At 66.5% G+C, this 24,302-nt stretch carries 26 protein-coding genes and 1 pseudogene; 21 read left to right on the top strand and 6 right to left on the bottom strand.

The genetic code is table 11. The features are described 5' to 3' along the window. The first annotated feature begins 9 nt into the window (after positions 1 to 9). The 14 genes and pseudogenes from rplF (at position 10) to ACOCMM_RS19155 (ending at position 7,957) form a co-directional block, all read left to right on the top strand. The gene (rplF, locus tag ACOCMM_RS19220) at positions 10 to 579 is read left to right on the top strand and encodes a 50S ribosomal protein L6 (protein WP_419554735.1); all 570 of its coding nucleotides are present in this window, start codon (positions 10 to 12) and stop codon (positions 577 to 579) included. Continuing rightward, a complete protein-coding gene (gene rplR / locus ACOCMM_RS19215) occupies positions 576 to 935 on the top strand; it encodes a 50S ribosomal protein L18 (protein ID WP_419554734.1) in 360 nt (119 codons plus the stop codon). The genes rplF and rplR overlap by 4 nt, the downstream gene beginning before the upstream one ends. Further along, a complete protein-coding gene (gene rpsE, locus ACOCMM_RS19210) occupies positions 904 to 1,602 on the top strand; it encodes a 30S ribosomal protein S5 (RefSeq protein WP_419554733.1) in 699 nt (232 codons plus the stop codon). The genes rplR and rpsE overlap by 32 nt, the downstream gene beginning before the upstream one ends. Next, complete coding sequence (rpmD, locus tag ACOCMM_RS19205) at positions 1,599 to 1,853, top strand: 50S ribosomal protein L30 (protein ID WP_419554732.1); 255 nt, start codon at positions 1,599 to 1,601, stop codon at positions 1,851 to 1,853. The genes rpsE and rpmD overlap by 4 nt, the downstream gene beginning before the upstream one ends. Next, entirely contained in the window at positions 1,837 to 2,328 is a 492-nt protein-coding gene (gene rplO, locus ACOCMM_RS19200; RefSeq protein WP_419554731.1) for a 50S ribosomal protein L15, read from the top strand. Before rpmD ends, rplO begins: the two co-directional genes overlap by 17 nt. A 9-nt stretch (positions 2,329 to 2,337) precedes the next feature. Further along, on the top strand, positions 2,338 to 3,666 hold the full coding sequence (gene secY / locus ACOCMM_RS19195) for a preprotein translocase subunit SecY (protein WP_419554730.1): 1,329 nt from the start codon (positions 2,338 to 2,340) through the stop codon (positions 3,664 to 3,666). Continuing rightward, positions 3,666 to 4,235, top strand: coding sequence for an adenylate kinase (locus ACOCMM_RS19190; protein WP_419554729.1), 570 nt, complete (start codon positions 3,666 to 3,668; stop codon positions 4,233 to 4,235). Before secY ends, ACOCMM_RS19190 begins: the two co-directional genes overlap by 1 nt. A gap of 94 nt (positions 4,236 to 4,329) precedes the next feature. After that, positions 4,330 to 4,443: a 50S ribosomal protein L36 gene (gene rpmJ / locus ACOCMM_RS19185; protein WP_419554728.1), complete on the top strand. Its 114-nt coding sequence runs from the start codon at positions 4,330 to 4,332 to the stop codon at positions 4,441 to 4,443. Between the two features lie 18 nt (positions 4,444 to 4,461). Continuing rightward, the gene (gene rpsM / locus ACOCMM_RS19180; RefSeq protein WP_419554727.1) at positions 4,462 to 4,839 is read left to right on the top strand and encodes a 30S ribosomal protein S13; all 378 of its coding nucleotides are present in this window, start codon (positions 4,462 to 4,464) and stop codon (positions 4,837 to 4,839) included. Then, a complete protein-coding gene (rpsK, locus tag ACOCMM_RS19175) occupies positions 4,836 to 5,225 on the top strand; it encodes a 30S ribosomal protein S11 (protein WP_419554726.1) in 390 nt (129 codons plus the stop codon). Before rpsM ends, rpsK begins: the two co-directional genes overlap by 4 nt. A gap of 1 nt (position 5,226) precedes the next feature. Beyond that, entirely contained in the window at positions 5,227 to 5,844 is a 618-nt protein-coding gene (gene rpsD / locus ACOCMM_RS19170; RefSeq protein ID WP_419554725.1) for a 30S ribosomal protein S4, read from the top strand. Between the two features lie 27 nt (positions 5,845 to 5,871). Beyond that, positions 5,872 to 6,873: a DNA-directed RNA polymerase subunit alpha gene (locus tag ACOCMM_RS19165; protein WP_419554724.1), complete on the top strand. Its 1,002-nt coding sequence runs from the start codon at positions 5,872 to 5,874 to the stop codon at positions 6,871 to 6,873. 2 nt (positions 6,874 to 6,875) lie between these two features. After that, a pseudogene (rplQ, locus tag ACOCMM_RS19160) lies at positions 6,876 to 7,226 on the top strand (50S ribosomal protein L17); the annotation flags it as partial. A 26-nt stretch (positions 7,227 to 7,252) separates the two neighbouring features. Then, positions 7,253 to 7,957 carry an RraA family protein gene (locus ACOCMM_RS19155; RefSeq protein WP_419554723.1) on the top strand — a complete coding sequence of 235 codons (705 nt, stop codon included), beginning with the start codon at positions 7,253 to 7,255 and terminating at the stop codon, positions 7,955 to 7,957. Positions 7,958 to 7,994: 37 nt separating this feature from the next. Here ACOCMM_RS19155 and ACOCMM_RS19150 read toward each other — a convergent pair whose 3' ends face one another. The 4 genes from ACOCMM_RS19150 to ACOCMM_RS19135 form a co-directional block, all read right to left on the bottom strand. Next, positions 7,995 to 8,330 (bottom strand): transcriptional regulator, encoded by a 336-nt coding sequence (locus ACOCMM_RS19150; RefSeq protein ID WP_419554722.1) that lies wholly within the window; start codon positions 8,328 to 8,330, stop codon positions 7,995 to 7,997. After that, on the bottom strand, positions 8,324 to 8,956 hold the full coding sequence (locus tag ACOCMM_RS19145) for a hypothetical protein (protein WP_419554721.1): 633 nt from the start codon (positions 8,954 to 8,956) through the stop codon (positions 8,324 to 8,326). The genes ACOCMM_RS19150 and ACOCMM_RS19145 overlap by 7 nt, the downstream gene beginning before the upstream one ends. Before the next feature lie 182 nt (positions 8,957 to 9,138). Then, complete coding sequence (locus tag ACOCMM_RS19140; RefSeq protein ID WP_419554720.1) at positions 9,139 to 10,077, bottom strand: acyl-ACP desaturase; 939 nt, start codon at positions 10,075 to 10,077, stop codon at positions 9,139 to 9,141. Between the two features lie 142 nt (positions 10,078 to 10,219). After that, complete coding sequence (locus ACOCMM_RS19135; protein ID WP_419554719.1) at positions 10,220 to 10,837, bottom strand: superoxide dismutase; 618 nt, start codon at positions 10,835 to 10,837, stop codon at positions 10,220 to 10,222. A gap of 66 nt (positions 10,838 to 10,903) precedes the next feature. On the opposite strand from ACOCMM_RS19135, the gene ACOCMM_RS19130 reads away from it, so the two are divergent. Continuing rightward, on the top strand, positions 10,904 to 11,287 hold the full coding sequence (locus tag ACOCMM_RS19130; RefSeq protein ID WP_419554718.1) for a hypothetical protein: 384 nt from the start codon (positions 10,904 to 10,906) through the stop codon (positions 11,285 to 11,287). Between the two features lie 142 nt (positions 11,288 to 11,429). Next, positions 11,430 to 14,447: a M16 family metallopeptidase gene (locus ACOCMM_RS19125; RefSeq protein ID WP_419554717.1), complete on the top strand. Its 3,018-nt coding sequence runs from the start codon at positions 11,430 to 11,432 to the stop codon at positions 14,445 to 14,447. A 19-nt stretch (positions 14,448 to 14,466) separates the two neighbouring features. Here ACOCMM_RS19125 and truA read toward each other — a convergent pair whose 3' ends face one another. Next, positions 14,467 to 15,276: a tRNA pseudouridine(38-40) synthase TruA gene (gene truA, locus ACOCMM_RS19120; protein ID WP_419554716.1), complete on the bottom strand. Its 810-nt coding sequence runs from the start codon at positions 15,274 to 15,276 to the stop codon at positions 14,467 to 14,469. A gap of 56 nt (positions 15,277 to 15,332) precedes the next feature. Between truA and ACOCMM_RS19115 the strand changes: the two genes are divergently transcribed. Genes ACOCMM_RS19115 through ACOCMM_RS19100 form a run of 4 tightly spaced genes read left to right on the top strand, consistent with a single transcriptional unit; the run spans position 15,333 to position 19,424 of the window. Beyond that, a complete protein-coding gene (locus ACOCMM_RS19115; RefSeq protein ID WP_419554715.1) occupies positions 15,333 to 17,090 on the top strand; it encodes an N-acyl-D-amino-acid deacylase family protein in 1,758 nt (585 codons plus the stop codon). Positions 17,091 to 17,141: 51 nt separating this feature from the next. Then, entirely contained in the window at positions 17,142 to 17,588 is a 447-nt protein-coding gene (gene rplM, locus ACOCMM_RS19110; protein ID WP_419554714.1) for a 50S ribosomal protein L13, read from the top strand. A gap of 26 nt (positions 17,589 to 17,614) precedes the next feature. Beyond that, a complete protein-coding gene (gene rpsI / locus ACOCMM_RS19105; protein WP_419554713.1) occupies positions 17,615 to 18,007 on the top strand; it encodes a 30S ribosomal protein S9 in 393 nt (130 codons plus the stop codon). A 22-nt stretch (positions 18,008 to 18,029) separates the two neighbouring features. Continuing rightward, a complete protein-coding gene (locus ACOCMM_RS19100; protein ID WP_419554712.1) occupies positions 18,030 to 19,424 on the top strand; it encodes a phosphoglucosamine mutase in 1,395 nt (464 codons plus the stop codon). 34 nt (positions 19,425 to 19,458) lie between these two features. Here the strand turns inward: ACOCMM_RS19100 and ACOCMM_RS19095 are convergent, their stop codons facing one another. Next, complete coding sequence (locus tag ACOCMM_RS19095; RefSeq protein ID WP_419554711.1) at positions 19,459 to 20,382, bottom strand: catechol 2,3-dioxygenase; 924 nt, start codon at positions 20,380 to 20,382, stop codon at positions 19,459 to 19,461. 116 nt (positions 20,383 to 20,498) lie between these two features. On the opposite strand from ACOCMM_RS19095, the gene ACOCMM_RS19090 reads away from it, so the two are divergent. After that, on the top strand, positions 20,499 to 24,296 hold the full coding sequence (locus tag ACOCMM_RS19090; protein WP_419554710.1) for an SIS domain-containing protein: 3,798 nt from the start codon (positions 20,499 to 20,501) through the stop codon (positions 24,294 to 24,296). Positions 24,297 to 24,302 lie beyond the last annotated feature (6 nt).

The raw sequence follows: 24,302 nt of genomic DNA, 5'->3' as shown, positions 1-24,302 counted from the left end.
GAGGCGACAATGTCACGCGTGGGCAAAACGCCCATCTCGATTCCCGACGGGGTGACGATCACGGCTCGACCGGTCGCGGATGTCGCCGGCTCGGCGCCAGGCGAAGTGGTGACCGTCAGCGGACCGGGGGGCGAGCTGAGCCGGGAGCTGGCTGCGGGGATCACGATGCGTCTCGACGAGGGCGAAGCCACCGTCGAGCGTGCCGACGACAGCCGCACGCAGCGGTCGCTGCATGGGCTCTGCCGGGCGCTGGTCGCCAACATGGTGCTTGGCGTGTCGCAGGGCTTCTCCAAGGAACTGCAGATCGTCGGCGTGGGTTACCGGGCAGCTGCCAAGGGGCCATCGGCGCTCGAGCTGTCGCTGGGGTTCAGTCACACGGTGCCGGTGACCGCACCCGACGGCATCAGCTTCGAGGTTCCGAACCAGACGTCGATCATAGTGAAGGGCATCGACAAGCAGCTCGTCGGGCAGGTCGCGGCCAACATCCGCGCGCTGCGCAAGCCCGAGCCCTACAAGGGCAAGGGCATTCGCTACCTCAACGAGCGCGTGCTGCGCAAAGCTGGGAAGGCGGCCAAGTGAGCGTTCCCACGAGGGCGGCTCGGCGCGATCGGCGCCGCTACCGCGTCCGCAAGAAGGTGATAGGCACTGCGGAGCGTCCGCGCCTCGCCGTGTTCAGATCCAATCGGCACATCAGCGCCCAACTCATCAACGACGAAGCGGGGAACACGCTGGCCGCCGCGTCTACCCGCGAGCCTGGGCTGGCGGCGGCTGGCGGCGGCAATATCGTGGCCGCCGGCGAGGTCGGTCGGCTCATCGCCGAGCGGGCCCGCGCGACCGGCACCACCACGGTCACCTTCGACCGGGGCGGCAACCGTTACCACGGCCGCGTCGCGGCCCTTGCAGATGCTGCCCGCGAGGGCGGCCTGGAGTTCTGAGGGAGGACTCGTGACAGACGCACCAACCTCAGCGACTCGACCTGAGCGAGAGCGCAGCGGCAACCGTCGCCCGCGCGACCGTCAGTTCGAAAATCCGCGCCACAGCGGCGATGACGGCTTACGCGAGTCGCGGGTCATCGACATCAACCGTGTGGCCAAGGTGGTCAAGGGTGGCCGCCGCTTCTCGTTCTCTGCGCTCGTCGTGATCGGCGACGGCGCTGGCCGGGTCGGCCTCGGCTACGGTAAGGCCAAGGAAGTGCCGCTGGCCATCCAGAAGGGCACCGATGAGGCCCGCAAGAGCCTCTTCCAGGTGCCGCTGGCCGGTTCCACCATCGTGCACCCCGTGCTGGGCGTCATGGGCGCCGGCAAGGTGCTGTTGCAGCCGGCGGCACCCGGTACAGGGGTCATCGCCGGCGGCGCGGCGCGGGCAATCCTCGAGGAAGCAGGTATCAGCGATGTGCTGGCCAAGTCCCTTGGCTCGTCCAATCACATCAACGTGGCCCGCGCCACCATCGCAGGCCTAGCGGCGCTGAAGCGGCCCGACGAGGTGGCAAAGCTGCGAGGGCTGTCGCCCGAGGAGTGCATCCCCGCCGGTCTGCTGGAGGCGTACCGGGAGACCGAGCGCACTCGCAAGCTGAGCCAGGCCTCGCCAGGAGCCCAATCATGAATCCGCCCAGCATGAGCGAGCGCAGCACGAACCAAATCGTGGTGACCCAGGTGCGGTCAGCCATCGGAGCCAAGCCCAAGGCGCGCGGCGCCCTGCGGGCACTGGGGCTGTGCAAGATTGGCCGTAGCAATACCCTTCCAGATCGGCCCGAGATCCGCGGCATGCTTCGCAAAGTCAGCCACTTGATCACAGTTCAAGAAGTGGCACGGCAAGAGGTGACAGGGGAGGTCAGCGATGCTGAGACTGCATGACCTGGCCCCGCCGCCGGGAGCGAAACGCAAGCGCAAGCGGGTGGCGCGCGGTACCAGTGGCAAGGGCGGCAAGACCGCAGGCCGCGGCACCAAGGGAGCCCGCGCTCGCGGGACCGTGCCCGTCTGGTACGAGGGCGGTCAGCTGCCGCTGCAAGTCCGCATTCCCAAGCGGAAGGGTTTCAAGAACCCGTTCCGTGTCGAATACCAGCCGATCAATCTCGACACGCTCGAAGATTGCGGCCTCGACGAGGTGACGCCATCAGAACTGCTGGCCCGCGGCTTGGTGTCCAAGGGCGCCATGGTCAAGGTGCTCGGCCGTGGCGAGATCACCCGGTCCATCTCGGTGAAGGCCCACGCGGTGTCCGGCTCGGCCCGCGAAGCCATCGAGGGCGCGGGCGGCAGCATCGAAATCCTGCCGCCCAACTTCGGCGGCCCTCGGCCACCCGCCCAGGGCAATCAGCACACCAATCGCTAGGGATTCATCGTGCTCGGCCACATGCGCAACATCTTCCGGATCGCCGATCTGCGCCGGAAGATCATGTTCACGCTGTTCATCATTGCGGCGTACAGGCTGGGCTCCCAGGTGCCGGTGCCGGGTATCGACTTCGATGCCATCGTGTCACTGCGCGAGCAAGCCAGCTCCACCGGCGGCGTGCTTGCGCTGCTGAACCTGTTCTCGGGCGGCGCGCTCACCAACTTCGCGATCTTCGCGTTGGGGATCATGCCGTACATCACGGCGTCGATCATCATCCAGATCCTCACCGTGGCCATCCCGCGCTTCGAGCAGCTCCAGCAGCAGGGGGCGGTGGGTCAGCGGAAGCTGACGCAGTACACGCGTTACTTGACGCTGGGCATCGCCTTCGTGCAGGCCACGGGCATCACGTTCATCTTCGGCCGGGGCCAGGGGACGGCGCTCGGCAACACGGCGGGCGTCATCGTTATCCCCGACTTCACGTTCAACCGGGTGGCATTGGTGATCCTGTCGCTGACGGCAGGCACGGCGCTGCTCATGTGGATGGGCGAGCTGATCAGCCAGCGGGGCGTGGGCAACGGCATGTCGCTGCTGATTTTCGCCTCGGTCGTGTCCACAATCCCCTTCGACGGGGCCCGCTTGCTGGCAGTGCAAGGCACGGTGTACCTCGCTGCCGCGGTCATTGTTGCCACGGGAATGATGGTGGCAATCATCTTCATCGAGCAGGGCCAGCGGCGCATCCCGGTGCAGTTCTCCCGCCGGCAGGTGGGACGCCGGCTCTATGGCGGGCAGAACACCTACATCCCGCTGAAGGTCAACCAGTCGGGCGTGATCCCGGTCATCTTCGCCAGCTCGATCCTGTTCCTGCCTGTGCTGCTGTCGAACGTGGCGAATTGGGGCTGGCTGCAGATCGCGGTCGACGACTACCTCACCCAGCCCGACAACATCGCCTACATCCTGTTCTTCGGCGGGCTGATCGTCGGTTTCGCCTACTTCTATACGGCTATCTCGTTCGATCCGGTGCGCCAGGCCGACAACATCCGCAAGCAGGGTGGCTTCATTCCGGGCATCCGGCCCGGGCCGCAGACCGAGCGCTACCTGTCCAAGGTGCTGAACCGCATCACGCTGCCCGGTGCGCTGTTCATCGCCTTAGTGGCGCTGCTGCCCAGCGTGCTGCTGTCGCTCACGAGCGACCTCGATGCGTTGGGCTCCGGCGGGGCCGGTGCAGCTATCGGCTTCGGCGGCGTGTCGATCCTGATCGCCTCCGGCGTGGCGCTCGAGACCATGAAGCAGGTCGACAGCCAGTTGCTGATGCGCAACTACGAAGGGTTCCTGGCCTGATGTCCGACACCATCACCAGGCGCCTCGTCATTCTGGGCAAGCAAGGGGCCGGCAAGGGCACCCAGTGCGAGCTGCTCGTCGAGCGCTACGGCGTGGCGCACATCTCAACGGGCGACATACTCCGGGCTGCGGCGGCCGCTGGCACCGAGCTCGGACGCCAGGCGAAAGAACTGATGGATGCGGGTGAGCTCGTCGGCGACGAGTTGATCCTGGGCATCGTGGCCCAGCGTCTCACCGAGCCCGACACCGCCGCTGGTTTCTTGCTGGATGGCTTTCCTCGCACCGAGGCCCAGGCCGACGGTCTGTTCGCGCTGCTCGCGCCCCACTCCGTCGAACGAGCCATCGATCTCGATGTGCCCGATGAAGTGGTGACCCAGCGCATGCTGGACCGGAGCCGAGCCGACGACACACCGGAGGCAATTGCCCGCCGGTTGGAGCTGTACGAGGCAGAAACGGCGCCGTTACGAAAGCTGTTTGCGGATCGGGGCGTGCTCGTCACGGTTGACGGCCGCGGCACCCCCGCACAGATCCATGGCCGCATCGTGGCCGCCATTGAGGCGGCACCGTGAGTTTGCGTGGCGGCCATGGAGGCCGCACCATCCGCATCATTGATGCCATCGAGGCCCCTATACTTGCTCGCTCGCCTAAAGCGCAGGTCACCCGATGAAAGTCCGTCCGAGCGTCAAAAAGATCTGCGACAAGTGCCGCATTATTCGCCGTCACGGGCGGATTCGGGTGATCTGCCCGAACCCGCGGCACAAGCAGCGACAAGGCTGAGACAGGAGTCCCGTATCGATGGCCCGAATTGCTGGCGTCGACATACCGCGTGAGAAGCGTGTCGAGATCGCTCTCACCTACATCTATGGCATTGGCCGCTCGGCCAGCCAGAAGATCTGTGAAGACCTGAACATCGCTGAGCGCACCCGCGTGCGCGACCTGACCGACGCCGAGGTGGCCCGCATCCGCAACCACATCGACGCCAATCGCACGGTCGAAGGCGACCTGCGGCGCGACGTGGCCCAGGATGTCAAGCGGAAGATCGAGATCGGCTGCTATCAGGGTGTCCGCCACCGCCGCGGACTGCCGGTGCGAGGCCAGCGGACACACACGAACGCACGCACTCGCAAAGGCCCGCGCAAGACGGTGGCAGGCAAGAAGAAGGTACGCAAGTGAATCAGCAGCCCCGGCGCGGACGGCGCAAGGAGCGCAAGAACGTCGGTGACGGCGTCGCGCACATCAAGAGCTCGTTCAACAACACGATCATCACCTTCACGGACCTGCAAGGCAACGTGGTGTCGTGGGCGTCGGCAGGCAATGCCGGCTTCAAGGGCTCTCGCAAGTCCACGCCGTTCGCTGCGCAGCAGGCCGCAGAGCAAGCCTCCGAGCGTGCCATGGAGCACGGGGTGCGGCGGGTGCACGTACACGTGAAGGGTCCTGGCTCGGGCCGCGAGACCGCTATCCGCTCCATCCAGAATTCCGGCATCGAGATCAAGGGCATCCGCGACATGACACCGGTGCCTCACAACGGCTGCCGTCCTCCGAAGCGCCGGAGGGTTTGAGATGTCTCGCTATACGGGTCCCAAGGCGCGCGTCTCGCGACGTCTCAACACCAATATCTGGGGTACCTCAGGCGAGACGAAGGCGCTCGACCGCCGCCCGTATCCGCCTGGCGAACACGGTCGTGGCAGGCGCCGCAGCCAGAACTCAGAGTTCCTCATGCAGCTGCAGGAGAAGCAGAAGTGCCGCTTCACCTACGGGATGACGGAGCGGCAGTTCCGCAACCTCTACGAAGAAGCAGCCCGCCAACGAGGGGTCACTGGCGAGAACCTGCTGCGGCTGCTCGAGCTGCGCCTCGACAACATCGCGTACCGAGCCGGCTGGGCAGCGACTCGCCCGCAGGCCCGCCAATTCGTCAGCCACGGCCACATCGATGTCAACGGACGCCGGGTGAACATTCCCAGCTTCCGGGCTCGCAAGGGCGACGTGATCGAGCTGCGGTCGAAAGCCCGTGAGATCGTCACCGTCCGCTGGAATCTCGACGTGCTGGATCGCACTCCGCCCGTGTGGCTGGAGGCGAGCGACGGAGACCAGCGTGTCACCGTGCGCGAGCTGCCGATCCGGGAACAGATCGAGATCCCGGTGCGCGAGCAGCTCATCGTCGAGCTCTACAGCAAATAGCCACCAACTGCCCACGAAGGGGTCAACGTGTCCATTTCCGACACCTTGGTCATGCACCGACCGACTATCGACATTCTCGGCGAACCCGAGGGCAACCGCCAGCGTTTTGCCATCGGCCCGCTGGAGCCCGGGTTCGGGCACACGCTAGGCAACTCGTTGCGACGCACGCTGTTGTCGTCGATTCCCGGCGCAGCCGTCACGCAGGTCCGTTTCGATGACGCGCTGCACGAGTTCACGACCATCACCGGCGTCGTTGAAGACGTCACCGACATCATCCTGAATCTCAAGGACGTCGTTCTGCGCTGCCACAGTGACGAGCCTGTGGCAGTGCGCCTCGACGAGCGTGGCGTGGGCCCTGTGCTGGCAGGACACGTCGACTGGGGCGTCGACGTCGAGTGCCTGACGCCGGACCTGCACATCGCGACGCTCGGCGAAGGTGCCCGCTTGGCGATGGACCTCACCGTCGAGCGCGGATGGGGCTACGCGGCGCCTGAGAGCGACCGTGCCGGTGCCACGATCGGCGTCATCCTCATGGACGCCCTGTTCAGCCCGGTGCGGCGCGTGGCGGTCGAAGTCGAACCGGTGCGCGTGGAGCAGTCCACCGATTTCGACCGGCTCGTGCTCGACATCGAGACCGATGGCGCGATGAGCCCTCGTGAGGCGCTTGCGTCGGCCGGCGACACCCTGTGCCGGTTGATGCTCATGATCGCGGAGCTGTCACCCGAGCGCTTGGGACTCGACATTGCCGATGTGGTCGTCGGCGACGGTCGGGCCAGCGATCTGGAACGGCCCATTGAGGACTTGGGCCTGTCCGAGCGTGCCCGGAACTGCCTCAAGCGTGCGCAGTTCAACACGATCGGCGAGCTGCTCGATCAATCCGTCGATGAGCTCATGACCGTCCCGAACTTCGGCCAGAAGTCCCTTGACGAGGTCATCGAGAAGCTCGACGAGCGCGGCTTGGCGCTCCGGGGTATGCGCCCGTCAGCGGAGGTCACCCAAGAGCAGGCTGAGCCTGCGGCGGTCAGCTGACCGTGCCGGCACCCACGAAGGGTCGACGCCTCGGCGGCAGCGCCAGCCACCAGCGCGCCATGCTGGCGAACCTGGCGGCTTCGCTCTTCGCGGCAGAGGCCATCGAGACCACCCAAGCCAAGGCCAAGGCGCTGCGGCCGTTTGCCGAGAAGCTCATCACCAAGGCCCGCAAGGGCGGCTTGGCACGGCATCGCCAGATCATCGCCAGCCTCAACGGCGACCAGGAGATGGCGCAGAAGCTGATCGACGAGATCGGACCGCGCTATGAGGGGCGCCCGGGCGGCTACACGCGAATCCTCAAGCTGGGCCCGCGCCGCGGCGACAACGCCCCTATGGCGCTCATCGAGCTGGTCTAGCCCGGCCCACGAGGCACCCGGTCATGGCTGCCGACCCGCTGAGCCCCGACGTTCTCGGTGCCTTGCGGGCGCTTGACACTCCCACGGTCTGCAACGCGCTCGAGATTGCTGCGCCGCACCGCCGTGCCTATGGCTACACGACCTCGCCGCTGGTGTGCCCGAACCCGGATGCGCCGCCCATGGTCGGCTATGCCCGGACGGGCACGATCCGTGCGAACGCACCGTCGGGCCGCTCCGGCGATGAGGATCTGGCGGTCCGAGTCGGCTACTACCGCCACATGGCCGAGGCCCCCCAGCCCACCATCACGGTCATCTCCGACATCGACGCATCCCCGGGCTATGGCGCGTGGTGGGGCGAGGTGAACAGCAGCATCCACGCAGGACTGGGCTCGCTGGGCGTCATCACCAATGGCTCCATCCGTGACCTCGGAGATTGGGCCCCCGGCTTCGGCGCTCTCGCCGGCTCTATCGGTCCCTCCCATGCGTGGGTTCACGTCGTGGAGTACGCGGTGCCGGTGACCGTTCACGGCATGTCCGTGCGCCCCGGAGACCTCATCCACGCCGATCGCCACGGCGCGGTCGTGGTGCCAACCGACGTCGCGGCCGACGTGCCCGAGGCCGCCGCCCACATCGCCGCCGCCGAGCGAATCCTCATTGACGCCGCCCGAGGCGGCGGCTTCACCATCGACCAGCTCACGAGCCTGCTCGACCCCAAGGGCGATCACTAGCCCTGCGCCCTGCCGGGAGGCCGCACGGTGAGCCCGTTCAGGGCCGCCCACCGACGCCGAGCGCCCGTTCGAGGTTCAACAAGTACTCGGCGAACGCATGGCGCCCCACCGCTGTCGCCTGGACCCACGTGCGCGGCTTGACACCGTGAAACTCCTTGGTGATCGCCACGTACTGAGCGTCTTGCAGTTTTCGCAAGTGGGTCGTGAGGTTGCCCGGGGTCAAGTCCAGGTGGTTCTGCAGGAATCCATACGCGAGCGGGTCAGTCGCGTCCACTGAGACAAGCAACGACATGATGCGCAGCCGGGTCGGCTGATGAATCGTCTCGTTGAGGACGATTGCACCGCTGTCGGGCACCTCGCCGGTGTCTACCATTCGCCGGTCCTGTGCACCCAGACGAACGTGGCAGCGAGCAACGTAAACATCGCAATTCCGGAGATTGCCGGAGCGATGTCATCGAAGATGTAGTGCGGAAGGTAGAACGACACGGCATAGCCCAAGCCGAACACTGCAATCACGGGCCTGTGCAAGATGCCGAAGAGCACGTATCCCAGCGCGATAACACCCACCAGGACGTACGGGATGTTCTCGGCACGGGTCTCGTTCCACAGTCCTGCCGCTCCTGGCAAGAGTCCAGCCGCCGTCACGACGGCCATCCAGTAGAGAAACACCCGGATTCCAACGCTCTGCATGGCGGCGCCCGTCGACAGAGCTCGGCCGGCGCGGTAGCCGATGGTCATGCTCCCAATCACGCCGGGGAGCGTGAGGCCTGCCCACAGCGGCCCCGGGAACCATGGATATTGCTCGGCAAAGTCAGTGGCGAACGTCGAGATGGCGTACTGGGCGAGGTACGCAGCCGAGATGATCCCGGCCCACATCAGCAGGATTGCCGTGCTCCCCGCGGTGTACATGGCCCCGCGGGCGTTGTGGATGGTGGCCTGAATGGTCTGCCACCCCTCCTCGGTGCTCAGCACGGCCGTGTCGTCGTTGTCTGACGTCATCGGGCTCTCCTCCTCTGTAACGCAAACTAGTTTGTAATACAAACTAACAGAGCAAGCGAAAACAAGCAAGCGCGAATTCAGGGCGTCCTGTTCCAGACTTCAAGCCAGCCGCGCCTTTGTTGTGTCGGCACCCTGGCGGAACGCAGCGGCCGCCTAACGCCGAGCGCCAGGTGCGCCGAGAGCTATTGCGACAGCGCTGCGTCTCGGCTCAGCGATCTCCGCGCTTCGGAGTAACGCTCAGCAAGACGCTGGCTCACGCGGCCGATCCGATCGATCAGCTTCATGAGCCGGTCGCGGGCCGCCTCGGCAATGCTGGACAGCTCCGTCAACCCCGGCAGATTCCAGTCCCGCAATACCACGGGCTGAAGGATCTGGTCGTGATGAATCGACAGGTCGTAGATCCCGGCCTCGGCGATGATGCGCGCGTGGTTGTCGAAATCGGTGATTCCCAGCCCGGGCATGGCAAAGCCCTTCACTTGGTTGGCGATGGCGACCACCGCGCTGGAGGGATCCATCTCGACGGCGGCGCTCATCACATCCCGATAGAACAGGAAGTGCAGATTCTCATCGAAGGCGACCCGGCGCATGATGGCCTTGCCCGCTGGGTCGTCGATGTGGCGCCCTGTGTTGAAATGCGCAATACGGGTCGCCAATTCCTGCAGTGTCACGTAAGCGAGGCCCTCCAGGATGCCGGGGGGTTCGGGCACCTGCCCGCACTGCACCATCGCCATGCGGGCCCGCTCCAATGCCACCGGATCCAAGGCGCGGGTGACGGACAGGTAGTCGTAGATCACCCGGCCATGCCGCCCCTCTTCCGCGGTCCAGCGGCGCACCCACTCGCCCCAAGCGCCGTCTCGGCCGAACAACCGCTCGCTGTCGCGGAAGTAGTAGGGCAGGTTCTCCTCGGTGAGCACGTTCACGAACAGGGCGCTGCGAGCCTCTTGGGTGAGATTTGCCTCTTCGGGCGACCATTCGTAGTCAGGCCCAAAATCCTTGCCGCGGCTCCACGGCACTAACGCGTGGGGATGCCACTCCTTGGTCTGCCGAAGGTGGCGCTCAAGCAGTTGCTCTACGGTCGGCTCAAGGTCGGCAAGCGACCGGACATCGGCTTCTACAGACATCGGGCATCGCCAATCTGACTTAGGAATTCAGCCTAACGACCTGCGCCGCCGCTGTAGGACACGAGCCAGAGGCGATGTCGGTGTCAGTTCAACTTCGACAACCGGCGCTCATCTCCTCCAACGGCAGAAACGAGCGGTTGGGCTAGGCGTGGATGCGCAGGGCTGCGGCGTAGTTGGCCGAAGCGAACTCCCAGCAGACCAGGTGCTCAACAAAGGCGTTCACATAGGCAGCTCGCGCGTTCTGGTAGTCGAGGTAGTAGGCGTGCTCCCACACATCGATGACCAGCAGCGGTGTCAGCCCGTCCGTCAAAGGCGTCTGCGCGTCGTCGGACTGGACGATGCGCAGGGCACTCGACCCCGCACTCGTACCGTCGAACACGAGCCAGCCCCAGCCCGAAGCGAAGTTCCCGACCGCCCCGACGGCGAATTCGTCCCGGAAGGCGTCCACGCTTCCGAAGCTCGCTGCCAGCGCCGCCGCCAGGTCGCTATCAGGCTCGCCGCCAGCGCCCGGAGACATCGACCGCCAATAGAAGTCGTGATTCCACGCCTGAGCTGCAGCGTTGAACAGGCTGCCCGCCGGCAGCGAACGCACCAGTTCGGGGAGCGGCCGGCCCTCGTCGGGTGTGCCCGCAACCCCAGCGTTCACCGCCTTCACATAGGCGGCATGGTGCTTGCCGTAGTGGAAGCTGATGGTGCGCTCGCTGATGTGCGGTGCCAGCGCATCGGGCGCGTAGGGAAGGTCTGGAAGCTGAATCGTCATGTGAGAGTCACGTGGTCACCGGCCCGGGCGAGTATGCCAGCGGGCACGGCAACTTCCCCCGGGAGAGTGATCAAGACGCTGGCCAACGCGCCGGTATGGTGCGGCGTGCGCTTGGTCGGCATCTATGACGCAGACGGAACGCTGGCCGGTGAGTTCCGTTACGCAGTCGGCAAGCTCATGGGCCGCAGCAGCTGCGCCCTGTGCGACATCACCCACGGCTGGAATCCGATGGGTTCACGCCAGTGGAAGCAGGCCTGTGCGGCCTCGCCGGTCGACCTGGAGCTCGTCCACCGCGACGATGCCACCGCCGAGCAGCTCGCGGCCACCTCAGCGCTTCCGAGCATCGTTGCCCACGACGGCGAGGGCTGGAGCGAAACCCTCACCACCGCAGACATCGCTGGTCATAAGGGCTCACCCGAGGCCTTGCTCGAGCGGCTTGAGCAGCTGTGACGATCGCTCACGTGGACGCCAGTGCGCCGAAGAGCAGCAAGCGAGAATCGCCGATACCGTCCTGTGCCGCTCGCCTGCTGTGCTGCAGCTCCTTCGCCGCGCACGCGGCATCGTTCTACTCGTCCGAAAGGCGACTCTGCCGATGAACACCACCTCCTGGCGCAAGCTGTTCGCAGCCCTGTTTGTCTCCGTGTTGCTGGCGGCAGCCTGCGCAGCTGACCCTCCCGACGCAGTCCCCGACGAGGCCGACGACGAAATGTCCGAAGTCCACGAGGAGGCTCCCGAGCCGGAGGCCCCTGCTGAAGTGGAAGACGCAGAGGAGCCTTCAACTGAAGCCGAAGAAGAGGCCGAGCCCGGCGAAGAAGCCGAGCCCGAGCGGGAGCCCATTGGCGATCCGGTCGACCTGGGCGAGTTCAACGACTACGAGCCTGCCGATCCGGACCCGACGCTGCTGCCGGTCGACTCGAACGTGCTGATCGGCGAGCTCTCGAACGGCCTCACCTACTACCTGCGGTCGAACGACTCGCCCGGCGAGGCCGTCGTCATGCACTTAGTCGTGAACGCAGGCGGGGTGCAGGATCCCGATGGGGCTGAGGGCGCCGCGCACTTCTTGGAGCACATGCTGTTCAACGGCACGGAGCGCTTTTCCGAGAACGAGCTCGATCAAGTGCTGCGCGACTTCGGCACCGACTTCGGCGCCGACCTGAACGCCTTCACCAGTCCAGACGAGACCGTCTACATCCTGGACTTCCAGCTTGACGATCCCGAGGCGCTCGGCCTCGCGTTCACGGTGCTGTCGGAGTGGGCGTCGGCTGCCACGATTCTTCCCGATGACGTCGAGGAAGAGCGGGGCATCATCCTCGATGAGTACCGGCTGCGAGACGAGTCGGCGTCGGGCCGGATCTCGAACTTCCTCGATGCGATCTACTACAAGGGCACCGTCTACGAGGGCATGCTGATCGGGGGCAGCGAGGAGTCCATCTCGTCGGTTACCGCCGCACAGCTCCGTGAGTTCTACGAAACCTGGTACCGGCCCGACAACATGGCCGTCGTCGTAGTGGGCGACCTGCCGGTCACGCAGATGGAGCAGCTGGTTGTCGAGCACTTCGGGGACTGGGCCGCGCGCACCGATGCTGCGCCGGCTCAGCCGGACCGGGACGCGTTCACAGTGGAATTCGTGACCGAGCCGGTTACCGGCGTCGTCACCCACCCTGACCATGGACCCATCTACATATCGCTGGATTGGCAGCTGCCGGCATGGCCTGCTGGCACCGTCGGGGGTGAGCGGTTGACGTTGATGGAGGAACTCATCGCCCGCATGCTTGATATTCGGTTGGATGCCGCGCATCGAGCAGGGCTCATGGCGCAGGCCACCGAGCCGCACATCAGCGCGTTCCCCGCTGCGCGCGGACTGCGCCTGTACGGCACGAACTACCAGGGATCAGATCTGGTGCAGGCGACGACCGACTATCTCGCGGTCGTTGAAGGGGCGGCTCACTTCGGCTTTAGGCCCGATGAGCTTGACCAGGCCGTCAGCGCCTTCCGCACATCGCTCGAGTTCCAGCTCGAGAGCGAGGAGACCCGCCAGGACGGCGAGTACGCGTTCAGCTACGTCGACCACTTCCTCTCGGGAGCAGACATCTCGTCGACCGCGGACCGGGTCAACCGCCTCGAGGCTCTCCTGGGTACCTACTCGGTCACCGAGCTGACTGCGCATCTGCGCTGGGTGCTGGACAAGGCGCCACCGCTCGTCGTGTCGATCGGACCCGATCCATCCCAGGTGCCGACCGCGGAAGAGCTCCTTGGGGCGGTCGAAGCCGTGGTGCCGCTGGCGCCGCCGGAGGCCGAAGAGGCGGTTGACGTTCTGATGGAGGCGCCGGATCCGGTCGCTCCCTCGCGGCAAGCAGCGCTGGATCTGTTCGAGGACGCGTACGAATGGGAGTTCCCCAACGGCGCCCGGGTCGTGTTCGCGCCATCGGACATCGCTGCGGGCGAGGTGAACGTCGTTACTGAGGGCTTGGGCGGCTGGTCGACGTTGTCGCAGGGCGACTCTGCGCTGGCGCGCCATGCGGTAGGGGCAGTTGCCTCCAGCGGCGTGGGGGATGCCTCCGCGACTCAGCTGGACGAGTACCTCGCCACCACGACAGCCCGGGTCAGCCCCTTCATCGCCGAGTTCTCCGAGGGCTTCTCCGGCGCGACGGGTTCTGATGACCTCGAGGCCTTGTTCACGCTGATGCACCTGTACATCACGCAGCCCCGCATCACCGACGTGGCGGTCAACGAGCAGGTCCAGGCCATGACGACGCGGCTCGCGAATGCGGAAACCTTCCCGCGGTGGATTTCGCAGTTGGCGCTGCTTGATGCGCTCTATCAGGGCAGCCCGTGGTACCAGTTCATTGCCACGCAAGCCCAGATCGACGCCACGACGACGTCGTCACTGCTCGGCTTGTACGAAACGCGGCTGAGCGACGTGGACGACTTGGTGGTGGCAGTCGTGGGCGACATCGACCGTGCCACCGTGGCCGACTTGGCTGCTCGCTACATCGGCACACTGCCGTCCGGTGCCTCCGACACGTTCGTGAACCACCGTCCGGGCTTCCCCTCTGGCGTTAAGCGCATCACGATCGCGGTCGACGCCGATGCCGGCGCGGCAGGCTTCGACGTCATGTTCGGCGCTGCGGCACCGATCAGCACCGAGAGCTTGGTCATTGCCGATGTGACTGCTGCGGTCATCAATGACTTGCTCACCGTGCGGGTGCGCGAGGAGCTCGGCGATGCCTACGCCGTCGGAGCGTCAGTGTCGCCGAACGACGCGGTGGGAACCTGGGAGGCACAGATTTCCTCCACCGGTGCCTCGGAGGGCCACGAGGCCGGTCACGCTGAAGTCATCGAGATCCTCAGCGAGTTGATCGCCGACGGTCCGACAGAGCGCGATCTCGCCCAGGCAATCGCCGTGGTCCGTGACAACTACGTGCTGGAATCCAACTCGCTGATCATCAACCCCCTCCTGCGACGTCACCATCTCGACGACGCAGACGTGGGCACGCCGGCTCAGCGACGGCAGGCGCTCAACGAGGTGACGGCGGACGACGTGCAGCAGTACGCCGCTCTGCTGTTCAACCTCGACAACCGCATCGAGGTCTTCCGCACCTCCGAGTGAGCCGGGCGACCAGCCTCGCCTAGAACTCCTCGTCGCGGTAACGCACCGCCACGAGGGTCAGCCCGTGGGGCGGGGCGATCGGCGCGGCCGCGTCCCGGCGGCGCGCAGCCAGCACGGCGGGTACATCGTCGGCCGAGCGATCGCCGCGGCCAACCGCAACGCACTGCCCCACAATGGCTCGCACCATCTGGTGGCAGAAGGCATTCGCTTCAATCTCGAACAGCAACTGCGCGCTCTCAGCTGACCAATGCGCCTGCATCACGGTCCGCACCAGCGACGCGTCGGGACGATCCTTCGGCCGGCGGCAGAACGACGTGAAGTCGTGCTCGCCGACGAGGTGGCGGGCCGCAGCGTTCATGCGATCCACGTCGAGGCGCTGGTGCACATGCCATTCGAGGTCGGCGGAGCGCGGGTCGAGGTGTGCTTCGTTGCGGATGCGGTACTCGTAGGCCCGAGCGCTGGCCGAGTGACGCGCGTCAAAGCTGTCTGTGGCCAACGCTGCACCCGTTACGGCAATGTCGGGATTCAGCAGGCGATTCAGCGAAGCCGCGAGGCGATCCAGACGATCACCAGGCTGGCTATCGCCGATGCGGCGCAGCCCCTCGTTCCCGATCTTGAACGACACCACCTGACCTGTCGCGTGGACTCCCGCGTCGGTGCGACCTGCCGCGGTCACCGGAGGCGCCTCGCCGAGGACCCGCTCAAGCGCTGCGTTGAGATCGCCTGCAACCGTGCGCACGCCTTCATTGGCGGCGAAGCCACGAAAGCCGGTGCCGCGGTAAGAGAGATCCAGCCGCACCGTGCGGTGCTCGGACTCATGTTCGTTCACCGTTGGCACGGTAACTTCGCCTTCAGCTTCGCGGGACCGGCTCGCAGGGGCCATCTGTGAGGGGGACGGGGCAGATGCTCGATATCAGGATTGCGGGCGGCACGATCATCGACGGCACCGGGGCGGCACGCAGCCACGGCGACATCGGCATTCGAGACGGCCGCATCGTGGCCATCGGCGACGATGCGGTGCACGCGGCGGGCACTGCTGCGCGAACCATCGACGCCGACGGCATGGTCGCCGCACCCGGCTTCGTCGACATCCACACGCACTTCGATGCACAAGTGTTCTGGGACACGACGCTGTCCCCGTCGCCACTGCACGGCGTCACTACGGTGATCGGCGGCAACTGCGGCTTCACCATCGCCCCGCTGGAGCCCGACCACGGCGACTACCTGATGCGGATGCTCGCCCGGGTGGAGGGCATGCCGCTCGCATCTCTGTCCGAAGGCGTCCCGTGGGACTGGCGCAGCTTCGGCGAGTACCTCGACTCCATCGACGGGACGCTCATGCCGAACGCCGGGTTCCTGGTTGGCCACTGCGCGCTGCGCAGGGTGGTGATGGGCGAGCGCTCCGTAGGGCACGAAGCCACGCCTGAAGAACTCGACGCCATGAAGAAGATGCTGGCCGACAGCATCGCCGCCGGCGGGCTGGGCTTCAGCTCGTCGTGGGCCAAGACCCACAACGACGCGTCGGGCGAGGCAGTGCCGTCGCGCCACGCCTCGACCACCGAGCTCATCGAGTTGTGCTCGGTGCTGCGCTCGAGCCCTGCAGTCGCGCTCGAGTTCATCCCGACCATCGAACGCTTCGATACCGACGTGTACCAGCTGCTCACCGACATGTCGGTGGCTGCGGACCGGCCGCTCAACTGGAACGTGATCTTCGCCAACGGCCGGCATCGAGACGCCATCGCCCAGAAGCTCGAAGCCAGCAATTTCGCAGCCCGCCAAGGTGGACGGGTGCTGGCACTCACGGCGCCGATGCCCGCCGTCAGCCGACTGTGCTTCGAGAGCGGTTTTCTGCTCGACACGCTGCACGGCTGGGCCGAGCCGATGGCACTGCCGCCTGATGAGAAGATGCGGCTGCTGTCTGACCCGGTGCGCCGGGCCGAGTTGAACGATCTGGCCCAGCAGCCGAGCGCGTTCCGGGGCGTGGCTCGCTGGGAGCGCCTGACAGTCGGGGAAGTCACCAAGCCCGATCTGACGCACTTCGAGGGCCGCACGATCGGCGAGATTGCCGACCAGCAGGGCATCACGCCATGGGATGCGCTCTGCGATCTGGTCGTGGCCGACGATCTCAAGACCGGTCTCTACCCGCGAGCCGCTGGGGACGACGACGACAGCTGGGCACTGCGTCAAGAGCTGTGGAACGACGACCGCTGCGTGATCGGGGCATCCGATGCGGGTGCCCACCTCGACTTCCTGGCGACGTTCAACTATTCGACGTATTTGCTGGCTGCTGCACGTGACCGCGAGATGCTCGAGCTCGAGGATGCCATCCACAAGCTGACCGATATCCCGGCTCGGCTGTACGGACTTGCAGGTCGGGGACGGTTGGCCGAAGGCTGGCACGCCGATGTGGTGGTCTTCGATCCCGACGCGGTTGCGCCGCGCCCAATCGAGGTGCGCGAGGACCTGCCCGGTGGTGCGTGGCGGCTCTACGGCGAGGCCGACGGCATCGACACGGTGCTGGTGAACGGCGAGGTTGCAGTCAGCGGCGGCGAGTTCACTGATGCCCGTCCCGGAACCTTGCTGCGGGCCGGCCGCGACACTGTGCCGGTGAGGGCATCTGGACCAGTGACGGCAACTGGCTGAGCGCCGGTAGCCTCTTGAGGTCTCATCGGCGACCCCAAGCGGAGTTCCAGCGTGCGCACCTACGCCCCCAAAGCATCTGAGATCGAGCACGCTTGGTTCGTTGTCGATGCCGAAGGCATGGTGCTCGGCCGCATGGCCACCGAGGTGGCCAGAATCCTGCGCGGCAAGCACAAGCCAACCTTCGCCCCCTACATCGACTGCGGTGATCACGTCGTGGTGGTGAACGCCGACAAGGTCGTGCTGACCGGCGACAAGGCGACGCAGAAGCTCGTGCACCGCCATTCGGGATACCCCGGCGGTCTGCGCAGCGAGAAATACGGCGACCTGCTGGCCCGCCGCCCCGCCGACGCCGTCCGGCGCTCCATTCGGGGCATGCTGCCGCACACCCGTCTCGGCCGGGCCCAGCTGCGCAAGCTGAAGGTGTACGCCGGCCCGGACCATCCCCACGCCGCCCAGCAGCCCCAACTGCTGCAATTGCCTGGCGCCTCGGCGCGCTGAGGCCCCAAACCAAACACGGAGAGTTCGTGCCCGTACAGCTGACGCAGACCACCGGCCGCCGCAAGCGCGCCGTCGCGCGGGTGAGGTTTCAACCCGGCGGCGGCAACATTCGCGTGAACGGCCGCCCGTTCGACGAGTACTTCACGTCGTCGGTGCACCGCATGAACATCACTGAGCCGCTGCGGCTCACCGAGACCACCGAGAGTTACGACGTCGACGCCACCGTCGACGGCGGCGGTGTGGCCGGCCAGGCGGGTGCGCTACGGCTGGGTATTGCCCGCTCGTTGCTGGTGATGGACCCCGAGATGCGGCCGACGCTCAAGTCCGCCGGGATGCTCCACCGCGACGACCGCAAGAAGGAATCCAAGAAATACGGCCTCAAGAAGGCCCGCAAGGCGCCCCAATATTCCAAGCGATAGCACTCCAAGCGCTGAGCCTGGCGTGATACCCACCTTCGGAACCGACGGCGTTCGAGGGCTGGCGTTCCAAGAACTTGACGAGGTGGTCGCGCACGCCATCGGGCGTGCGGCCAACCAGGCGCTCGGAGCCGGTGCCGCGGACGCTCGCTGGGTCGTAGGCCGCGATACGCGCGAATCGGGTCCCGCGCTGGCGGGTGCGCTCATGGCGGGCCTCCGTGCAACGGGTGCCGAGGTCGTCGATCTCGGCGTCGTGCCCACGCCGGTCGTGGCGTTTGGCGCGGGGCTCGAGGGCTCAGCGGGAGCGATGGTCTCCGCGTCGCACAATCCATGGACTGACAACGGCGTGAAGCTGTTCGCGCAGGGCGGCACAAAGCTCGATGATGACGCTCAGTCAGCCGTGACGCACCACCTCGACCGCGTGGGACTCACCCACGGCGACCGCCCATCAGCTGCGAATGTTGCCCGGCGGAGCAGCCTCGCCAGCGCAGCGGTCGGAGTTGCTCCGACCGGCGAGACGGCCCGAGTGTTCGACGCGTACGAGATGTCGCTGCGCGAGGCCATCGATGGGCGCACGCTCAGCGGCCTCCGCCTCGTCGTGGACGGCGCCAACGGGGCCAGCGCCTCGCTCGCGCCGGCGGTCCTGAGACGGTTGGGGGCACAGGTCACGGCGCTGTTCTGTGAGCCCAGCGGTCGCAACATCAACGACGGCTGCGGCTCGGTGAATCCGGCTGCGCTGCAGGTGTCGGTGACCGAGCAGGGAGCGGATCTCGGGTTGGCATTCGACGGCGACGGCGACCGGCTGATCGCCGTGGGCAGCGATGGACGCCTCATTGACGGCGATCGCCAGATGGCGCTGTTCGCGTTGGATATGGCCGAGCGCGGCCTGCTCAAGGGCAACACGCTCGTCGTCACCGTGATGTCCAACCTGGGGCTGCGCCGGGCCATGGCCTCCGCAGGCATCGAGGTGATCGAGACCGCGGTAGGGGACCGTGCTGTGCTTGAAGCGCTGGACACCGGTGGCTACAGCCTTGGGGGCGAGCAGTCAGGTCACGTGGTCTTTCGTCACGAGGCCACGACCGGTGACGGGCTGCGCAGCGCCGTCCATCTGGCCGACCTCGTCATACGCCGCGGTATGGCTGGCTCACCGGTCCGCACGAGCAGTGATCTTGCAGGCGCGGCGATGCAAAGCGCTCCGCAGGTGCTGCGCAATGTGCCAGCCAGCGCAGGGTCATTGTCCGACGAGACCCGCCGCGCGGTCGACGAGATTGCTGCGCAAGCCGGACCCGAGGTGCGGGTGCTGGTGCGTCCGAGCGGCACCGAGCCGGCTATTCGTGTCATGGTCGAAGCGCCGACCGAGAGCGAGGCGGCTGAGCTTGCGGACCGCCTCGTCCAGCTGGTGCGGGCGACGAGCTTCTGAGAACGCCCTAGAGGCGACGTCCCGCCGCGCTTGATCAGGTGTAAACGTTCAGGAACGCCTCGTTGAGCCGGCGGTCCACGTAGAACACGCCCTTGCCAAGCTGTTCGGCATCCCAGGTTCGGCGCGGGTTGTCCGGGAAGTAGATGTAGCCGCCCGAGAACACCTCGTTGCGGTTGCCCGACGGATCCCAGAAGTAGATCGTCTGGCCCCGGGTGATGCCGTGGCGGGTCGGGCCGATGTCTACACCGATGTCGTACCGGCTCATGACGTCGCCGGCGTGGGCGACGTCGTTCCAGCTCTCCAAATAGAACGACACGTGGTGGAAGATCCCCGGGTCGTCGTGGTGAACGAATGCCACGTCGTGGGCTTTGCTGGCACACGTGAGGAACGGCGCTATGTAGGAGCCGTCAGGTGCGATCACCACTTCGGCCAGCTCGAAGCCGAGTACCTCGGTGAACAGGTCGACGGTTTCGGCGATGTTGGGCCCGTACAGCAGGCAGTGGTCCATGCGGGTGGCCCGCATGCCCCGGGGCTCGGAGTCCCACACGTCCGGGTTGTGCGTCGGCGGCGTCCGCTCCGCGATCGCCATCTCGCAATAGAGGTGGATGGTGTGCCCTGCCGGGATCGTGAAGCTGACGACGCGACCCAGTGCGGGCTGCGAGCCCGGCTCGAGGTGGTCGACTGCCACGCCGTGGTTGTAGAGCTTGTCGGTGAGCTCGGTCAGGTCGTCGTCATTGCGCACCTTGAAGCCCATGAAGTCCAGTCCGGGCTTATCGGCGGGCCGCAGGATGACGCTGTGATGGTCGAATTCGTCGTATGCCTTGAGGTAGACACGGCCGTCCTCGCCGGTGTGCACCACGGACAAGCCGACCCGGTCTCGGTAGTGAACGATGCTGGCGTCCATGTCAGTGACGCGAACCTGCACATACCCAGCTCGCATGACGCCGGTAATGGCCATGGCGAAACCCCCCTGTGAGTTGCTGCCACCTATCTAATCACGCAACCCAAACCCCCGCCGCCGGCCGAGAGACACCGGGCGGGGGCGGTGTCGGGGTGCTCGGTACCCTCGCTGGTGTGTGCGGGATTGTGGCCGTCATTGGGCGCCGCGACGACCGAGATGCGCTGGAAGCATCGGCTGTCGTAACGCGGCTGCATGATGCCGCGGATCTGCTTGCTGCGGTAACAACTGGCGACGCCTCGGCCGCCGGTGCTGACAGCCGCGACCTCGCCGAGCAGCTCGAAGCTGCCGCCGTCGTGCTGCACGAGGCCGACGAGGCACTGCGATCGCTGCCGGGAGTCCGCTTGCTGGTTGACGACGCCAAGTGTGTGCTCGACATCGAGGCCGCCCTGGCGACGGTGGATGCGCACATCGCCGGAATCGACGGCGCTGTCGATGCGGGCGAAGTGCTGTCTGAAGCGCAGGACGAGCGAGACGGCGAGCTCGACGGCGCGAGCGATCGCATCGAACGTGTTAACGCCGCCTTGGGCGAATTGAAGGACCACGCCTTCGCGTTGCGACGCGATCGCTCGCGGATGGCCCGGGAGCTTGTCGGGCTGTGGGGCGGCACGCCCCCGCCGACCGCCATCGGCGGACTCTGGTCGATCCAGGTGGCGCTGTCTGCGCTCGACCGGCTCGAGGTTCGAGGGCGGGACTCGGCCGGCTTGCAGGTGTTCGTGCGGGGTGTTCGCCTCGACCCGGACGCCGAAGGCACCACAGCGGGCCCCCACAGCGTGCGACTGGCGGATCCGCTCTTCGGCGCCGGCGCGGTGCGGAACACCCCCGATGGCCTCGCATTCGTCTACAAGACCGCTTCGGAAATCGGCGAACTGGGCGACAACACCGCGGCGCTGCGATCGCAGATCCGCCAGGACAGCCTTTTGCGCTGGGCCTTGTGCGTTGACGGCGCCGAGGTGGTGGTAGTGAGCCACACCCGCTGGGCCAGCATCGGCATCGTCTCGGTCCCCAATACCCATCCGCTCGACGCGTGGACCGGATCGGCCGACCGCAGCCACGTGGCTGCTGTGCTCAACGGCGATGTCGACAACTACGCCGATCTGATCGCGCAGCGTCGCCTGTCGATTGCGCCCGAGATCACCACTGACGCCAAGGTCATTCCCACGATGTTGGGCCAAGCGCTCGCGGCAGGGAGCGGCGGTGCTGGTTCTGAACAGCTCCGGCAAGCCTTCACTGGGTCTGAACAGCTCCGGCAAGCCTTCGCTGATGCCGTCAGCAGCTTCGAGGGTTCGGTGGCGATTGCGGCGCACACCTCGCAGGTGCCCGATGTTGTGGCGCTGGCGTTGCGGGGAAGCGGCCAGGCGCTCTATGTCGGCGAGGCGGGGCAGTCGTACGTGATTGCCAGCGAGCCGTACGGCCTGGTCGAGGAATGCCGCCAGTACGTCCGCCTTGACGGCGAGACGCCGTCCGATCCGGCGAACCCCGTCGGCAGCCGGGGCCAGATCATGCTGGTCGGCACACCGCCTCCCCCAACGGCTGGCGAGCCCACAGCGGCTGAGTTCACTGCCCTGCAACGTTTCTCTTACGACGGCACTGAGTTGCCCGTCGAACCCCACGACATCGTCACTGCTGAGGTGACCACCCGCGACATCAACCGGGGCGACAACCCGCACTTCCTGCTGAAGGAGATCCGCGAGGCGCCCAGGTCGCTCCGGGCCACATTGCGTGGCCGCATTGAGACAGCCACATTGCGTGGCCGCATTGAGACAGCCACATTGCGTGGCCGCATTGAGACAGCTGACGCGTTGCTGCACTCCCGTCTCGGTCCCGACGTGGTGCCGGCTGACGTGCGAGACCGTCTGCGTGACGGCTCCATCCGCCGGGTCGTCGCCATCGGCCAAGGAACTGCGGCCGCGGCCGCGGCGTCGCTGCCGCACTTCTGCGAGACGTTGCTCGAACCGTCGCACACCCAACAAAACCTCGAAACCGTGGCATCGCTCGCCTCCGAGCTCAGCGGTTTCGGCCTGCGCTCGGACCTGTCGGACACGCTCGTCGTGGCAGTCAGCCAATCGGGCACCACCACCGATACGAATCGCACTGTCGACTTGGCGCGTTCGCGGGGAGCAACGGTCATCGCCATCGTGAACCGGCGCGGCAGCGACCTGACCGATCGATCCGACGGCGTGCTCTACACGTCGGACGGGCGCGACGTCGAGATGTCGGTGGCGTCCACCAAGGCGTTCTACGCACAGGTTGCGGCCTGCGCGCTGCTCGCTGGCGCCATTGCCGCCGAGGTTCGCCCCGACGACGCCCAAACGGCGCGTGCCATCAGCGAACTGCTCGATGCACTGGGCGAGCTTCCGGCGGCGCTCGAGGTGGTTTTGGCGTCACACGATGAGATCGCCCGGATCGCTCGTCGCCACGTGGGTACCCACCGCCACTGGGCTGTGGTGGGCAACGGCGCCAACCGGATCGCATCGCGTGAGATCCGTATCAAGCTCTCCGAGGTCTGCTACCACGCCGTTGCCGAGGACAGCACCGAGGACAAGAAACACATCGACCTCTCGTGCGAACCGCTCATCTGGGTGTGCGCTACGGGGCTCAGCGGCTCGGTCGCTGCCGACGCTGCCAAGGAGGTGGCGATCTACCGGGCGCACCGGGCCACACCGATCGTCATTGCATCCGCTGGAACCGGCCGCTTCGATGCGGCGGCAGAACTGCTGGAAGTTCCCGCGGTGCACCCCGCAGTGGACTTCGTTCTCGCGACGGCTGCAGGCCACCTGTACGGCTACGAGGCGGCACTGACCATCGACGCCCTCGCCGATCCGCTGCACGAGATGCGCGCAGCCACCGAATCACTGCTCGCGGCCCCACGCACCGACGGGACTCTGCTGGGGCCCCGAGGCCCCGACGACGATCTGCTCGGCGTGCTGGCGGAGCGACTGCGTCCGGTGGCCAACCGCTTCCGCGACGGTGTGCGCGCCGGAAACTACGACGGCCACCTGCGGGCTGGCACTGCCGCTCGCCTCGGTGCGGTGCTGCGCTACGCAGCAGGGGTGGCGCCGCTCGAGATGTACCAACTCGACATGGGCAAGGTAGGCAGACCCTCGGTCGTCATCGACGACCTCACCGATGCCCTGAACATCGCCATCGACGAGCTCACCCGGCCGATCGACACCATCAAGCACCAGGCCAAGACCGTCACGGTGGGCATCTCGCGAGCCGATGAGACACTGCTCGACTCGATGCTGGTGGCGGCGGCGCTTGAGGCTGGGGCCCCGCGGGATCGGCTGTCGTACGCGACCCTGCGCACCCTGGCTGCCCTGGATCTCGCCGTGGCGGAGGTCACCGGTTGGTCGCGCTACCGCATCGAAGGCGACGTGGCGTCGGCCAGCAGTCCCGAGGTCACGATCTGGCTGACCGACCGCGGCGGCACCGCGCTGGGCATCGAGTCGCGAACGGTGGCCAATCCGCAGCTGCGCGGCAGCAAGCACCGTGCCGCCTACGAGCGGGAAGTCACCGTGGCCCGCGGCAGCGATGGCCGCACGGTGCTCCACCTTCCTGAGACCAAGGACGGCACGGCAACCGGGCTGACGCTGCTGCACTGCCGCTTCGTTCCGCGACTGCGGGCGCCAGCGATGCGGGCAGTGCTGATGAGCTACCGGGGCCGTTACGGTGCGCTTGCCGACGCGGTCACCGAAACGCTGCCATGGTTCCGTGACGACCTGCTCGGAACGCTCGACGTCTTCGATCTGATGACCCGCCCGGTGTATGTGCTCGCAGAGCACTGGCTGGGCCAGCCGGCAACGTCCGCCGGAGGCGGAGCATCAGACACGTCCGCCGGAGGTGGAGCATCAGACACGTCCGCCGGAGGCGAAGCATCAGACACGTCCGCCGGAGGCGGACCGGGTGACTAGGACCGT

Source organism: Candidatus Poriferisodalis sp. (genome assembly GCF_965198245.1).
Classification (GTDB): Bacteria; Actinomycetota; Acidimicrobiia; order Acidimicrobiales; family Poriferisodalaceae; genus Poriferisodalis.
Note: the sequence above shows the minus strand (reverse complement) of the source record. Positions and strands in the feature narration are given on the sequence as shown.